8 protein-coding genes are annotated in these 16,652 nt (G+C 42.0%); all 8 read right to left on the bottom strand.

From position 1 onward, the window contains the following. Positions 1-29: 29 nt before the first annotated feature. The 8 genes from J4N22_RS03585 to J4N22_RS03550 all read right to left on the bottom strand — a co-directional run bounded on the left by J4N22_RS03585 (position 30) and on the right by J4N22_RS03550 (position 16,283). The gene (locus J4N22_RS03585) at positions 30-1,715 is read right to left on the bottom strand and encodes a pectate lyase family protein (protein ID WP_242692042.1); all 1,686 of its coding nucleotides are present in this window, start codon (positions 1,713-1,715) and stop codon (positions 30-32) included. Positions 1,716-1,970: 255 nt separating this feature from the next. After that, positions 1,971-2,897: a hypothetical protein gene (locus J4N22_RS03580; RefSeq protein WP_207492334.1), complete on the bottom strand. Its 927-nt coding sequence runs from the start codon at positions 2,895-2,897 to the stop codon at positions 1,971-1,973. 44 nt (positions 2,898-2,941) lie between these two features. After that, positions 2,942-4,804 (bottom strand): RagB/SusD family nutrient uptake outer membrane protein, encoded by a 1,863-nt coding sequence (locus J4N22_RS03575; protein ID WP_207492333.1) that lies wholly within the window; start codon positions 4,802-4,804, stop codon positions 2,942-2,944. A 24-nt stretch (positions 4,805-4,828) separates the two neighbouring features. Beyond that, positions 4,829-7,972 carry a SusC/RagA family TonB-linked outer membrane protein gene (locus J4N22_RS03570; RefSeq protein WP_207492332.1) on the bottom strand — a complete coding sequence of 1,048 codons (3,144 nt, stop codon included), beginning with the start codon at positions 7,970-7,972 and terminating at the stop codon, positions 4,829-4,831. A 405-nt stretch (positions 7,973-8,377) separates the two neighbouring features. After that, complete coding sequence (locus J4N22_RS03565; protein ID WP_242692041.1) at positions 8,378-10,018, bottom strand: pectate lyase family protein; 1,641 nt, start codon at positions 10,016-10,018, stop codon at positions 8,378-8,380. Positions 10,019-10,240: 222 nt separating this feature from the next. Continuing rightward, positions 10,241-12,271, bottom strand: coding sequence for a RagB/SusD family nutrient uptake outer membrane protein (locus J4N22_RS03560; RefSeq protein WP_207492331.1), 2,031 nt, complete (start codon positions 12,269-12,271; stop codon positions 10,241-10,243). A 40-nt stretch (positions 12,272-12,311) separates the two neighbouring features. Beyond that, positions 12,312-15,533, bottom strand: coding sequence for a SusC/RagA family TonB-linked outer membrane protein (locus J4N22_RS03555; protein WP_207492330.1), 3,222 nt, complete (start codon positions 15,531-15,533; stop codon positions 12,312-12,314). A 78-nt stretch (positions 15,534-15,611) separates the two neighbouring features. Next, positions 15,612-16,283, bottom strand: coding sequence for a DUF3826 domain-containing protein (locus J4N22_RS03550; protein ID WP_207492329.1), 672 nt, complete (start codon positions 16,281-16,283; stop codon positions 15,612-15,614). Between the last annotated feature and the right edge of the window lie 369 nt (positions 16,284-16,652).

Raw genomic sequence — 16,652 nt, 5'->3', positions numbered from 1 at the left:
AAAGTAGCCCAAACCGGGTAGCCTCTAACTTATTTAACAGATCTTGCGCTTGAAGCTTTCTTTCCGGCTGCTTCTTTTGTAGCCAACCGTTGAGTGCCTGCTTTTGCTTCAAGCGAATTCAGGTAAACTTCTATGTTAGCATAACCCCCTTTTGTGATCAATGATGCATCGGCAGCATTGCGAGGGTTAAGACCATTTTTTATTTCATAATCATCAGGCATACCATCGTTGTCGCTGTCTTTGTACGGCGTGCCTTTGTATTCAGGATAACCACCTACCTGGCTAATATCAGTTATGATACCCTGTTTGTAAGAATCTTTCGGCAAGCGACGATGTTCAAACTGCGTATCAGGCAATTTTACATTAGGAAGATAATTTACCTTCCCTGTTCTTACCTGCTCTGTTATACGCTCATCTACCGCATCTCTTTTAGGTAATGTAGCACCGGCATTAGCTATCACTGTGGTAAAAGCTTCTTTGGCAGGAACAATAGTAATAGCAGGCATAGGCAAAGGTTTGTCCACCTTCATCTTAGCCGTGTATTCACCTGCATTAGGTTCGTCTTCTACCTGTACGCCACCATCCCAATTATTTTTAGTAACACGATCGTTACCTTCCATGATGTTGCCATTCACATATGCACGGCCATAGGTACGATAGCTCAGCTTGCTTCTGCCCGATTCAGGTTTCAATAAGCGATAACCTACCGGCGAATTTTTAGGAGTAAGAGGACCTGGTTTAAAGTAGTTATTAATGATGTTGTAAGCTGCACGGTAATCACCTCCATCTACGGAACGATGTACCCAGTTATAAACAACATTGTTTGCAAAGTTGAAGATACCGTTCCAACCAATAGATGGATTACGGCCTGTGTTGTTAGCCCAGAGGTTGCGCATAAAGGTCGCATTCTCTCCACCCAATGTGCTTCCAAACGCATGGTTCCATGTATCAAGTGCTTCAGCAAAAATGGAGTTTTGAATAGTGATATTTACAGTACCCAGCTTAGTTTCTTTTGCACCTGTACTATCATTGTACATGTGACGGTACATGCTCATGTTTTCATCGCCACCCCAGCTGGCAGATACGTGATCGATCATGATATTTCCAACAGGATTACCGCCTATGGCATCATCACGACGCGCTACATTGGTATTGCCCCTACGGAAACGCATGTGGCGTACCACAACATCATGCGTGTTTATCCAAACAGATTCTCCGGCAATACAAACGCCGTCGCCAGGAGCTGACTGACCGGCAATAGTGATATAGGGAGCACGGATAATCACAGGACTTTTCAGGTTGATGATACCAGCAACATTGAATACTACTATCCTGGCACCACCCTGTTCGCAAGCCCAACGAAAACTACCTACTCCTTCATCGTTCAAATTGGTTACTACAATCACTTTTCCACCACGGCCGCCAAAGCTATATGCTCCACCACCTTCTGCACCAGGGAAAGCAAGGATGCTTGCCTGTGGAAGATCGTCTGGACGAGCAGCCCAGGGAATAAAAGGTCTACCGCTTTTGGCCTCTGCTTCTATGATAGGTAAAGCCTTTGCCCATGCAGAATCGGACTTGCGCCTGGCTTCATCCATCATTTTATGACCTGCTATCCCAAGCTCTGGTGGAACACGCGGATACTGGGCCGAAGCCGGCTGCACTACATTAAGTAGAAACGCAAACGCGGATACTTTTATAAAAATCTTCATCATAAGGTACTTCCCGTTTTCTTTAAATACTCTGAACTGCTAACATGTGCTGTTCGCTTCAGTGAGGAAATTGATTCTTGTTTTTTCGCTTATTACCTTTTGCAGGAAACCTTCTTCAAACCGGTTAATGTAATTCAATTTAAAATCTACGATGAGCCAGGTTTTACTGGTTCATCGTAGACTTTGATTTCTCTGAAAGATTATTTTAGAGCCATTACTATGACTGTGTCAATTTGTTTAAAAACTTAATTAATCTTCTTAGTGCTGATATTTCACGCTAACATTTACGAATGGCGCACCAGAATAATTTGTTGTAATTGTATTGAACAACAAGGCTCCATATTTTCCTTCAGGCGTGCGGAAATAAACAACATTACCTGCAGGAATATTTGCAGTTATGGATTTCAAATTGATCGTTCTCCTTCTTGCTTCTGTTTCTATTTTACTGCCGGTTGTAAGCGTGTTATTGAAAGTAGCAGCATGGTTATTTACAGGTGCTGAAAAAAGAGTTTCTCTTTTTGTAAAGGAACTAATATTATCAACTATGTAAGGCAGTGGAGTTGCACTCAAAGAATAAATATGAGTGGTGAACCCTGATGCTGGTGCTGCTAATGGTTTTTGATAAATGGCTAAATCAATATCACCAGAGTTAGCCTGTGCACTGGCATAGTTGTAACTAATTCCTTTTGAAAGAGAGAAATAATTAGCGGTTGATTTGTTAGCACTATCAGGATAATAAATGTTCCTGTTGGCTAAATGAGTAAAATTAGGACGTACATAAATTGTGATCAGCTTATAGCCGTCACCAAGATACACGCCATCTTTATCGTAAGCCCAGATCCTGTACGAAGTAGCCCCGGCATTTTCATTTGCCGCTAATTTCACCACTCCTGAATAAGTTCTCCGCTCAGTAGGTCCTAGAGGTATTCTTAAAAAAGGAGTACCGCTGCCAGCTTTAAGTACAGCTACCTGGTACATATCTTTTGTTGGTGATGTAATTGTAAAATCAATGTATACACTATCACCATCATTTACCTCTTTATATTCACCCGTGCTAAAAGGGTGATTCTGATGCAGCGTAAGCTGAACATCAAACATGTTGAAGATGTTCTGGGATTCCTTTTTACATCCTGCCAAAGCTAATAGCAAGACTATTGATGCTCCTAATAACTTAATATTTTTCATCACACTATATTTAATATTGTTTATTAATTTTCGTTGGCTAACATTTAATTCAGTGGGTCGAAAGTTCCACCTTCCCATCCAATTGTCTGCTCAAGCAATGGAGTAGAATTCATGAACTGGTTAGATAATCCAAAGAAATAATAGTGTTCAGGTACGCTAAATGAGGTGTTATTGGCAGGAGTTATCAATGGATAAGGATAAACAAAATACTTAGTTAATGTATCCTTGTTATTCAGGTTTAATGTTTCCCTGTAGCGTGTTCCATTAACTGGGTCTATAACTCTTTCTAAAAAGTCTTTTAAAGCATTACTCCTTGTCGCAAAAGTCATTGCCTGCAATGTTCCCGATAATGTATGCATTCTTCTTGTTCTTCTCAGGTCATCAGGTCTTTTTCCTTCAAATGCAAATTCAACCATTCTTTCATTCATGATCAGGTCTCTCATTGCATCCTGGCTGTTAGCTAAAGCAAGGCCATAGTCCATGGAACCTGCAATAATACCCGCACGTTTTCTTATGTCACGAACCAATGATTTTGCCAGGGCAATATCATTTACTTCATTGGCTGTTTCTGCATACATCAACATGATCTCGGCAAACCTCATTTCTATCCAATCCATGCCGCTACCACCAAAATCATTAGCTACGCGCACAGAAGCAAACGGCAGATCAGGACTTGAAAAACGTTTTACATAAAAGCCCCTGTTATTGCTTTCATTGATACCATTTGAACCAATTGCATTATTATACGTCCACTGTTTCCTGTTTGTATTACCGCTCAACTTCCAGTTACTACCATTATATGCAATGGTTGCTTCAAAACGTGGATCACGATCTTTCCAGAACAACATTGGATCATAGTTAGGATTGTTGGTAATAGGTCTTCCATCAATCATTGTATATGCATCTATCATCCTGGTAGAAGGATAGTATACATCACTAGGTTGGCCATTTTCAGAAGAAGGACGGCTACGTGCCTCTACCCCATGATTGCGTTTGGCAATTTTATCAGAGTATGATTTTACCATAATAGCCTCTCTATTACCCGGACCCTCTACCCTGAAAATATCTTCGTATTTCGTCATTAATTGGTGCCCTTCGGCTACACAAATCTCATAAGCCTCTTTTGCAGCTTTATGTGCTTCTACCCATCTTTCGTGAGCTTTATTAGGATTGAATTGTGGGCTTGCCCAGTACAATAATGCCCTGGCTTTTAAGCCAGCCGCGGCTGCCCTTGAGATCTTGCCTCTCTCGGTAGCATCAACCCATCTTACTCCTCTTAATTTATTCATAGAAGAGTCCAGGTCTTTTACTATTTGAGCAAACATTTCCCTTGCTTTAGCTCTACCTGCCAATGTAAGATTGTCTGGATTTTGTGGCTCCAGCACCAATGGCATACCACCGTAAGCCTTGGTAAGTTCCAGGTATATCATTGCACGTAAGGCATAAAACTGGCCTAAGAACCTGTTTTTTACATCATCTGACAACACTTTACTGTTGGGGATATTAGCAATAGCCACATTACACCTGGCAACATCAAAGTAAGAGTTATCGCCCCTGGTTGCTCCCTGGTATTTGGAAGCAACAAGGCGTACATCATTGGCTACAAGTGTACCCTGCAGGCCTAATGCACGGCGGGCGTTACCATCTGTAGCAGAGTAATAGTTTTCATCACTGGCCATGTGTATGCCATAGTTATTGGCTGTGTATTGGTAATAAAAATCAGGGAATATAACATCGTACGCTTTGTTCAGGGAGAACTGGATAGCGCCTTCATTATCCCAGATTGCCGCATCTAATCCACCCCTGTCTCTTATTTCAAAAAAACTATCTTGTTTTCTACATCCAGAGATAAAAGTGACTGCAAGAAAAGTGGCCGCAAACGTTAGTTTATATAGATTCTTTTTCATTTCTAAGTTTTTAAGTGGTGATTTTTACAGTCCCAAACTAAGCCCGAGAGAGATGGTTCTTAAAGTTGGGTAATCGAGAATCGAATTGCTGTAAGGGTCCCTTAATTTCAGAGGACTTTTAATTATCCAAAGGTTATTACCTGTTGCCAAAATCCTGGCATCTGAAAATCCAAACCTGTTTAAAATACTTGTTGGTATACGGTAACTCAAAGTCATGTTGTTAACCCTGATGGTTGTGGCATCAAAAGCCCAGAAATCAGAATTCCATTGTCTTACAATTGAGGCATCGTCATGACGAGGGAATTTACCACCTGGATTTTCCGGTGTCCAACGATCTCTCCAGAAACCAGGAACATTCTGTGTAGGCTCTGGGCGCTCTCTATCTTTTGAACCATAAAACTGTTTACCGCCAAACCTTGCAACTAAGTTGGTACTCAAACTGAGAGATTTGTAAGCTATACCTATGTTGATACCGCTACTAAACCATGGATCTGTTCTGTCAAACATTGCTACCATATCTCTCTCGGTTATCCTACCATCACCGTTGGTATCTTCAAAGTATAACCAACCTGGCTGAGGCACTTTTCCGTCGATTGTATAATTTGGATATTGTGCTAAGAAAGCATCCACTTCATCCTGTGTTCTGAACATTCCCAAAGTTTTCAAGCCGAAGTTTGAGCTATTATATTTCCTTGGATCTGTTCCCATTTGCACTTGCCAGTCTGGTGGTGAGTTTTCAAATAGTTGAAACCTGTTGTAAAACATTCTATCAGTAACAGAATTTGCAAAACCAAAGTTGATACTTGTATTAATGTTTAAGTCTTTGCCTACCCTTGATCTATAACCTATGGTAAATTCAGATCCCCATGCATGCCTTTCCTGGTAGTTGATAATAGGTGCTGCAAAACCTGCGAACATTGGGAAGTTCTGGTCGTTTCCTTTATCAAATGCATCGTATATATAGTTCTGGAAGAAGTCCACGCCTATGTTAAGCTTATTGTTGAACATAGTCATGTCAATACCAAAGTTCAGAGTCCTCTTCTTTTCCCATGTAAGATTCGGATTTGGTATTCTTACCGGGTTCAAACCAGCTTGCATAGATTCGTTGTACAGGTATCCAGAAAGATCAACTCTATATCTTTCTTTCCAAAGTAATGGCTCAATCCTATCATCCCCGGTCAAACCATAGTTCACACGGAGTTTAAGGTAATTAACCTGCGGAATGTTATTCTTAAAGAATTTCTCCCTGCTGACTACCCAACCCAATCCTACGCTTGGAAATACACCCCAAACTTTACCTGCGGCAAAATTGGAAGAAGCATCTAAACGTGTTACTCCATCAATAAAATACTTATTGTCGAAGTTGTAGTTCATACGCGCAAAGCCAGAACGTTTTCTTGACTCGCTTATACCACGGTTTGTGATTGATATTACTGATTGATCAAAAGCCCAATAATCATCTATACCAACCAATTGCTGGTTGATCCACCTAACGCCCATATCCTCGGAGCGTGACACAGTTTGTTCTGCTCCTACGATAGCTCCAAAAATATGCTTGCCTAGTGTTTTATCATATTGTAAAGTCAGGAAGCCCTGGTAGCCAGTATTCTCTCCTAACCTTGGTGTATAGTGTACGTTAGCAGGAGCTACAGCATCAAAATAAGGCCTAACAGTATCTAACTTGTTTGAGTATAACTGGTTATTGTTACCCATTCTCTGGAAGTTATATACCCGGTAATTAGGACGATATTCAGCACTGTTTGTATTGCCGGCTGTTTGAGAGAATTGCACTCTTGCAGTAAAGCCTTTTAAAAACCCGGTAGGCTGGTAAGTAAGACTAGAGTTAATTCTATATGATCTTGACTTGCTGTTGCTGTAAAAACCAGAACCAATTGATCCCAATGGATGTGTGCTTGCACCATTGAAGCTAACCGGCATGCCGTCTATGCTAACCGGTACCCATCCTGGTGTTTGTATAATGCTTTCAAGGAAACCCTGGTCACGGTCGTCGGCTAAACTGTTTTGGCTGGTTCTGATACGAGAGTCTACGTTAAAACTGATATCTGCCTTTAGTGCCGGTGTAATGGTTGTATTAACACCGCTGCGGAAAGTATACTTGTCCTGCTTTTGTCCGGCATAGTTACCATTTTCATTTTGATAAGCACCACCAACAAAGAAGGTAATCCTGTCACTGCCACCAGACACACTTAGGTTATGTCTTTGAGTAGTGGAAGCCTGCCACAGTTCCTCGAACCAGGTTTTGTAGTTAAGGCCTTTTATATATTCAAGATCAGCAGGGCTGAAGAAAAGATTAGCAGGAGCATTTCCGATACGATAACCGTCGTTCAATAACACGGCATGTTCGTAAGCAGATAACATATCTGGTTTTCTTGTTGCATCAGTATGGCCTACGTAACCATTATAACTTAAACGTGGTTTGCCAGCCTTACCCCTCTTGGTTGTTACTAGTATAACACCTTTGGCACCTGCCGCACCATATATCGCTGCAGAAGCATCTTTTAAAACAGTAAGGTCTTCTACCATTGACGGATCAAGGTTGTCAAACTCCTGCCTCTGTACAATGATACCATCAATAACATATAGCGGTTCATCAGTAGCACCAACCGTTGCAGCAGTTTCTGATCTTGTAGAATTTCGCACATTTAATGTGATGCCTGCACCAGGACGACCAGAAGCGGTGTTAACGCCTAAGCCAGCAATCCGGCCCCTTAATGCACCGGCAATGTTTGGCGCTGGAATATCTTCTATTTCAGCTGCCTTGATGGTAGCAATAGCTCCATTATTCTGGATGCGCTTTTGACTACCATACCCGATTACAACTACATCATCTAGTTGTTTGTTTTCTTTTACCAGGGCAATATCAATCACGTTTCTTGAACCTACCGTTACTTCCTGGTAAAGGAAACCCACATAAGTGAATTTGATAACGGATTCGTTTCCTGAAACCATGATAGAATACTTACCATTTTCTACAGTGGTTGTACTCCTGGTAGTACCTTTGATACCAACTGTAACTCCAACCAGTGGCTCCCTGGTTTCGTCGTTTACAATGGTACCTGTTACAACTCTTTGCTGGGCAAAAAGCTGGACGAAGTTGAAAATAAGCAGTAGCAGCACGAGTGAGCCTCTCGTAATTAACTTTTGCATTTGGCGTTTTGATTAATGGATGAACAATAGTTAGGTGAAAACATGGTTGAAATTTACATGTCCTGTTTTGGTTTTATATGTAATGGATATCGTTGTATGATATGTCAAGAAAGTTATAAGCAGTTTTTTCTATCATCCCTTCTGTAACCTTAGGCTTGCCTCCACAACTGACTAAAGAAAATCTTATAAGTTGTTGTTTGTAGCTAAGCCTGCTTTTATTAGTCTTTGATCCCGGTGTTCTTGCTATTCTTCTTAGTTTGGTTTACCTATTTCATCATTTATAAATACTGAAACCTGCTATCTCTTGTATGGTGTGTATTCTTAGATCAAATTGTTCTGCTGCATGACCAGCAATAACAATTTTATGCTGCATTTCTGATTATCAATTTAGCAACAATACACGAATTATTTTTTACGTGTTGTTGGACGAACCGGTGATGCAAGTGTATTTAAATACACTTCAATATTAGAATAACCACCTCTTGTGATAACAGATGCATCGGCAGCATTGCGAGGGTTTAGTCCGTTCTTTATTTCATAATCATCAGGCATACCATCATTGTCGCTGTCTTTATACGGTGTGCCCTTGTATTCAGGATATCCACCTACCTGGCTTACATCTGTAATGATGCCTTGCTTGTAAGAGTCGATTGGCAAACGACGATGCTTGAAGTTGGTTTCAGGCAGCTTTACATTAGACAGCGGATTGATGTTCCCGGTACGTACTTGTTCTGTTATCCTTGCATCTACTGCGTCGCGCTTTGGAAGAGTAGCACCTGCATTGGCCAGTACATAAGTAAAAGCTTCTTTAGCCGGCGTAATAGTGATCTTAGGCATTGGAAGCGGTTTATCTACTTTCATCTTATCTGTATACTCACCAGCATTTGGAAGATCTTCTACCTGTACACCACCATCCCAGTTGTTCTTAGTTACCTTATCGTTGCCTTCCATGATGTTACCATTTACATAAGCACGACCATAGGTACGGTAGCTTAATTTACTTCTTCCTGATTCAGGTTTTAGAAAACGGTAACCAACAGGAGTATTTACAGGGGTAAGTGGTCCTGGTTTAAAGTAGTTATTGATGATGTTGTATTGTGCGCGGTAGTCACCACCATCTACAGAGCGGTGCACCCAATTGAAGACAACATTGTTGGCGAAGTTGAAGATGCCGTTCCAACCAATAGATGGATTGCGGCCTGTGTTGTTAGCCCAAAGATTGCGCATGAAGGTGCAGTTCTCTCCACCCAGTGTACTACCAAAGGCGTGGTTCCATGTATCAAGCGCTTCTGCAAAAATTGAATTCTGTATAGTGATGTTTACAGTGCCAAGTTTCTCTTCTGTTTTACCTGTACTATCGTTGTACATGTGACGGTACATACTCATGTTCTCATCGCCACCCCAGCTGGCTGATACGTGATCAATCATAATGTTGCCGATAGGATTACCACCTATAGCATCATCACGTCTGCCCACATCAGTGTTACCGCGGCGGAAACGCATATGTCTTACAATTACATCGTGTGTGTTTAGCCAAACAGACTCACCTGCTATACATACGCCATCACCAGATGCACTTTGACCTGCAATAGTTATGTAAGGTGCACGAATGATAAGCGGGCTTTTTAGGTTGATGATACCTGCAACATTGAAAACAACTATTCTTGCTCCGCCCTGCTCGCAAGCCCAGCGGAAACTACCTTCGCCTTCATCGTTCAGATTAGTTACCACTAATACCTTTCCTCCGCGACCACCAAAGGTATAAGCACCACCACCTTCTGCACCAGGAAAAGCAGGAATATCGGCCTGCGGCAGATCAGTTGGACGAGCTGCCCAGGGAATAAAAGGTTTGCCATTTTTAGCATCGGCTTCTATGATTGGTAAAGCCTTTGCCCATGCTATTTCAGACTTACGTTGTGCCTCCTTCATCATGGAGTCTGTAGTGCGCTGCACTTGCTGCGGCACCTGTGGATATTGAGCCATAGCACTTTCATTAGAACCAATCAATCCAGCAAGTAATAAAACTTGAGCTAAAGAAAATTTCATCATCAAAAGTTTGTTCATCAATTATGTATAGTTGTGCTTTTAGGATCGTGTAGCCAGGTGGTCGATTTCAATAAAAAAGCCATTGTATTTCTGCTGGTAGCAGAAACAGGGAATGGCAGCAAGTTCAACATGTGTTCTAAGATGTATCAAAGCATATTTGTTTTTGCATTGATAGAAAATAGAGGCTGTCTTTCTCTTAGAAAAAGACAACCCCTAAAAAATTTATTGCAGTGGATCAAATACTCCTGATCCGCCACCACCTCCCCAACCAATTGTTTGTTGCAGGTAAGGAGAAGAATTCAATACGTTTTGAGGAATACCAAAGAAGTAGTACTCTTTATACCACCTGAACTTCCAGGCGTTGTTATTAGCTGTAGGATCAAGGTCATCCTTTTCTGTTACAGTAAAGTGCCTGTCGTACAAGTAGTCAAGATAAGCATCAAAGTTTGCTACTGCAGAGTCACGGTTGATTATCGGCGCTGGATTAGCACCGTTTGTACCCCATCTTCTAAGCGGGTCACCTCCGTTGGCTACTGCTGTTGAAGAATTGTAACGAGTGCCATCTGCTCTCTTCACTGAAATGAAATAACCTGTACGGCGAGTTCCGTTAAGCGGCTGAAAACCCAGGCGAGCTGTTGTACCAAATTCATCAGTAAACAACATCCAGCGGCGAAGATCCCAGAAGCGTTTGCCTTCGTATGCAAATTCTACTTGTCTTTCTTTTAATACTGCAGCAAATAATGCATCGCGGCTAGTGATACCGGCAAGACCAAACTGGCCGTCCCTGTTTTCTACACCAGCACGCTCTCTTACTGCTTTTATTTGATCTATACCTTCAAGCGGACGATCTGCTCCAATTGCACTTTCAGCAAGGTTTAGCAATACTTCAGCAAAACGCATTTCCATGAAGTCGGTACCACTTAAGCTAAAGTTGTTACCCAATGCATGTGAGTTAGAAGCATTGGTAGCTGTAGCCTTATTTACATAAACACCACTTGAGTTTGCACCCGCTACTTCTGTAGTTTGTGTTGGTGTAGTAGCTGTAGCATTATTAAACCACCTGTACGTCCAGATGCGGTAGTTAGGATTTTGAGAATATGGCCATAGAGATCCATTGTACGCAAAGGTTCTGTAGAAACGGGGATCCCTGTTCTTGTAAAATTTGTTTTGATCGTAAGTATAGAAGCTTTGGCCAGCCATCTTACCATCTCTCATTGGAAATGCATCCACCATTTGCTTGGTAGGCGAAACAGATCCACCACCAAGAATATCTCTTGGGCGAACAGCATGTTCCCAACCATTCCATTTTCTTGTTTGGTCAGATGTACCATTGTTGAAGCCGAATACAAATACTGCTTCAGGATTGTTAACTTCTGTAAACCACATATTACCAAAAGCTGTAGCGTTAGCATTACCACCTGTTCTGAACAATCCGAAACCATTTGCTTCCAGCAATGTTTTAGCAGCCAGGTTAGCTTCGTAAGCTTTCTGCCAGCGGCCCCTGTCATCGCTGCGGTTGAATAATGGGCTGGCCCATGTAAGCAACACGCGACCTTTTAATGCAGCAGCGGTGCCACTTGTTACCCTACCCCAGTCAGCTGAACCCCACTTGCCAGGAAGTGATGCGGTTGCAGAGTCCAAGTCGCGGACAATCTGGTTGATAACATCTTCGGTGCGGCTACGCTGAACTTGTAAAGAAGGATTGTCTGATACTCCTATAGGACTTTGTGGCTCCAGTACAATGGGCACACCGCCATATAGTCTTACCAGGTCAAAATACTGCCATGCTCTCCAAAAGAACATCTGGCCCTTCAATACTTTCTTCTTTTCAGCTGATAGACCTTCATGCTTATCAACTTCATTCAAGAACATGTTGATCTGCTTCATCCTTGTCCAGGTATTGTTACCAACGCTCGTACTGATGTTTGTACCAAAGTATGGAAGCGCATGAGCATTGGTGCTAAGAATAGATGACCACTCTTTGTTCCAGTTTGTTTCGCCAGCCAACTCGTCTGTTGTCTGTGTGAAAGCATTACCTCCCGCAGCCAGGTTCCAAATATTGGCTTGCGCGTTATTTCCTGGCAGCATCATAAAGTATACATAGTCTATGTATGCCTGTGCCATCAGAGAGTCTTTAAAAACCTGCTCGTTCATACCTGTCAGATCATTCTTCTCTTCCAGGAAAGTTTTTTTACAGCTTACCAACCCTACAAATAGTGCTGCGAAAGCCACTATATATTTATTCATTTTCATAATCCAGCAATAAGTTGTTTTTACAATTGTTGATAAGCAATTAGAATGTTACGTTCACACCAACTGAATACGTCCTCAAAGTTGGGAAGATGTCATAAGGACCTTCTGAGTCTTTGTATGTGTACGGATTAGCCAGGTTGAAAGGGTTTAGCGCTGTAAGAACAACTCTTGCGCTGCTTACATGAAGCATTTGTGCTACGCTTCTTGAAAGGCTATAGTTTAGGTTAATGTTTCTTACTCTTGCTCTGAAAGAGCTTACTCTCCAGAAATCAGAAGTTGGGCTCAGGCTGATTGCTTCCCAATGTGGGTTAGGCATTGTACCTGTAGGGTTCAGTTCCGGATCGTAAATGTTGTTCCAGATAGCTGGCCTGCTTTGGAAGTTACGGCTGATGTCGTTGTTCATTTTCTTACGAGCATTACCGTCTACCTCAGCATAACCACCCCATGATCCTGCTATAACAGCGTCCAGTGAAACTCCTTTATAGCTAGCTCTAAGTGTTACACCAAAACCATAGTTGTTGTTAACTCTCTTTGCCAGTTGGATCTGGTCGTTCTCATCAATAATTCCATCAGGACCAGCGAATGTCCAGCTACCGTCAGGATTTTGAATAGCAGGTCCCCTTACATCACGGTAGTAAAGCATACCTGGCTTCAGCTGGCTTGCTGGTGTACCAAATACCTGGGTGATGCCATGCTTAGCAATGTAAGCCTGTACATCCTCAGGAGTTTTGAACATACCAAGGTAGTCGTAACCCCACTTACCATTATCTCTTGATTGACCAGGACCTCTTACCCAAGGAAAGCGATCAGCAGTTGGTGAGAAGTTGTCTTTGTGAGCAATGTTGTCGTACCATGAGAAACGTGTATCAATGCTCCACCTGAAGTCTCTGCCAATTTTATCGTTCCAGCCAAGACCTAGTTCATAACCGAAGAAATCTACAGCTGCATAGTTTTCAGAAGCGACGCTACCACCAACGGTTACAGGCACAGCTTCAGTTCTTTCAATCAGCATGTTGCGGCCTTTGTTATAGAAGCCTTCCATGGTAACTGACATTCTTGAACGGAAGAATTTCGCGTCTACACCCAGGTTGTTCTTGTATTCTTCACTCCATGTAGCGTTGCGGTTAGGAGCCACTTCCATACGCATACCAGGAGACATGGCACCTACTGATGTACCACCAAATGTACCTCCATTGTTCTGGAAGGTATAACGCTGTCTCCACTGCCATGGCCTTGTATTATCAGCGCCAAGCTTACCAAAAGAGTAACGTAGTTTAAGGAAATCAATAGCAGGAATGTTGAACCACTTTTCTTTTGAAATAACATAACCTAATGAGGTAGAGTAGAAGTTACCCCAGTAGTTTTCAGGAGCAAATCTTGTAGATGCATCACTGCGGAATAGGATCTCGGCAAGATACTTATCATCGTATGCATAGTTAACACGACCAATATATCCTAGTGAACCAGATTCATTTCCAGACGTTCTACCATCAATAGTACCGAATGCAGTATTGAACTGGCCATTGGTGCTTGGTATCGGCTGGTCTCTCCAAACATCCTGCTGGTAGTTTGAAGCCTCTGATTTTTCTACAGAGAACAAACCACTAACGCTGTGCTTACCAAACTGGCGAGCATAGTTAGCCATGAAGTTTAACTGGTAGTTTTCGCTGTTGTTGTTTGAGTAGTACAGCCTGTTACCGTTAGAGAAAAGTTGTGAAGCATTGGTAGCAGGCAATGTTGCGCCACTGTCAAGAATGTGACGGTTAGTACCAGATCCAACAAAGTTATACAGACGATATTGTGTACCTATTTGTGAACCATTGTTGAAGCCAAAGTTTTTACCAAAGTTCACACGACCTTTCAATCCTTTCAGGAAAGGCGCCTCATACTCTACATACATGTTCACGTTTAGTGCCCTGTCTTTGTCTGCAGCCAGGTTACCCAATCTTTCTATTTCGTAAAAATGATATTGAGAAAGTTGATCAGTACCAGGAATACGTACTGGAAGGCCATCTATGTAAGAAGGAATATAACGAGGAGTCAATAGTAAGTTCCTATAGTCGTTCTCGTCATTTTCACCACCTATTTTATTGAATGTTTTTACTCTTGAAGAAGAATTACCAGCAACCTGCAAACCCGCTTTTACTGAGTTACCGATTCTTACATCACCACCGGCGCGGTATGTCCATCTTTTGAAGTCAAGCGTGCTAAGGTTACCATTTTGTGCATAATAAGAAACGTTAGCAAAGAAAGTTGCTTTATCTACACCACCACTTACGTTAAGTGAGTGACGGGTATTGTAAGCTGACTTCCAAACCGGATCAAGCCAATCGTAATTGATTCTTTTAAAACGATCCAATTCATCTGGAGTGAAGAACCTGTTTTGACTTGGCTGGGCAGCTTCTCCGTTTGGACCATTCATTATATTCATATACTGACCGAACTCGTATGCACTTAGCATTTTTGTTCTGTAAGCTTCGTCGTTCCAGCCATAAGAACCGCTGTAGCTGATTTTTGGAGAACCGGCTTTACCGCGCTTGGTAGTTACCAATACAACACCATATGCACCCCTTGAACCGTAAACAGCGGCGGCAGCATCTTTTAGTATGGTTATATTTTCTACTTCCGACGCATCCAGGTTATTGAACCAGGTATCATCGTTAGCACCGTTAGGAGCTACCTGGATAATTCCGTCAATAACGAATAGCGGGCTTGTAGAACCACCGTCTTTAGAAAGAGATAGAGGATTACGAATAGTAAGCTGGGCAGCAGAACCCGGGCGAGTATTACCTCCACTTACCCCGAGGCCAAGCACACGTCCTGCTAATGCAGCACCGAGATTACTTACCGGCAAATCTTCAATTTCAGAAGCTTTAATTGTTTCGATGGCTCCTGTAAGATGCGCCTTCTTTTGAGTGGCATAACCTACAACCACCACCTCATCCAGTTGCTTCTGGTCTTTATTCATTACAACGTTGATGGATGATCTTTCGCCAACGTTTACCTCCTGGTATGTATAACCAATAGATGAGAAACGAAGAACTGTCTCACTTCCACCAACCGGGATAGAGAACTCCCCTTTCTCGTTGGTGCTGGTAGAGACGGTTAAACCTTTGATGCTGACAGTGACGCCGGCAATCGGTTCTTTAGTGTCTTGGGCTGTTATTGTACCTGTGATCACTCTTTGCTGGGCAAATGTGCTTACAAAGCCCAGAAGAATGAAGAGAAGAGCAAATGAGCATCGCAGCATGCGCTGGTTCATATGGCTTTTGTTTTTTAAAGTATAAAAAAAGTGAATTTCAATCGTATAGGTGCCCGGGGCACTGTGACCAGGTTCTGCTTATTGGTTGGCCTTAGCTTTTATCCGCTTCTGCCACTCTTCCCCTTCCTTTCTCAGGTCATAACCTTCAGCAGATAAATAATTATTTATTCTGCCTTTATATTTTCCAAACCATCCGTGTTTTTTCTCAGAAGACTCCGCATCCATTGCAAGCTCTCTTGCCTCAACTAACCAGTCGTAGATCTTTTTCTTTTGAACTTCCGTAAGCGTAGGGATCATATCCTGGTAACCTTTGTAGGTTATATTAACTACATTATAAGTCATTCCATCTTTTACCTGCTCTACTTGCTGTGAAGTAAGTTCATTTGACAATGCAGATAAATATGTTGTATGAAGTTTTCCCAATGACACATTTGCTTTTTCCTCTGCTGCTTTCACCATTGCATCTATTTGCTCTTTGCCGGCACCTGAAGATTTAAGCTGCTTTACCTGCCCATTTCTTTCGTCGTGAATCGCATTTAGGTTCTTATACTGGTTGGCGATCAGATCGCGAACTCTTAGTGCTTTTTGAGAATCATTGATGCCTAATGTAACAACAATCTTTTGAGCTCGCTCGGTAACAACTTTTGTATAAGCGGCTTCCTGCTCGCTGGGGGAAAGAGTTTGCTTTTCCTGGGCTACTGCTGCAAAGGAGATAAAGAGCAGCACGGCAATCATAATTTTAACTGGCATCAATTTTCATTTAGGGGCACAAAAAGCCCCGGGTAAACTTTACTTTTTTACCGCCGATTTAAGCGGCACCTACATGATCTGAATTTGAATGCTGGGAAGTCTTTGTGAAGATTTCGGCAAGCATGTTCCTTTCTACTGTTAATCGTTAGTTCTTGTAGTGTGTAAGAAAATGTGAAATTCATCCATCACTACCGTTATTCTTAGAACATAAAAGTAGTTTGGTACAAGAGCGGAAACAATGTAATCTTTTACTATGATGATGGATGATTTAACTATTTTTCCACTTTATATTTGAAACCGGAAATGCGCTGATGAACATGCGTAAGTGAAACAAAGTATTGCTTAAACAGCGACATGGGCTTTACCAAT

It is taken from the genome of Aridibaculum aurantiacum, from assembly GCF_017355875.1.
Classification (GTDB): domain Bacteria; phylum Bacteroidota; class Bacteroidia; order Chitinophagales; family Chitinophagaceae; genus Segetibacter; species Segetibacter aurantiacus.
This window is presented reverse-complemented; position numbering and strand designations above follow the sequence as displayed.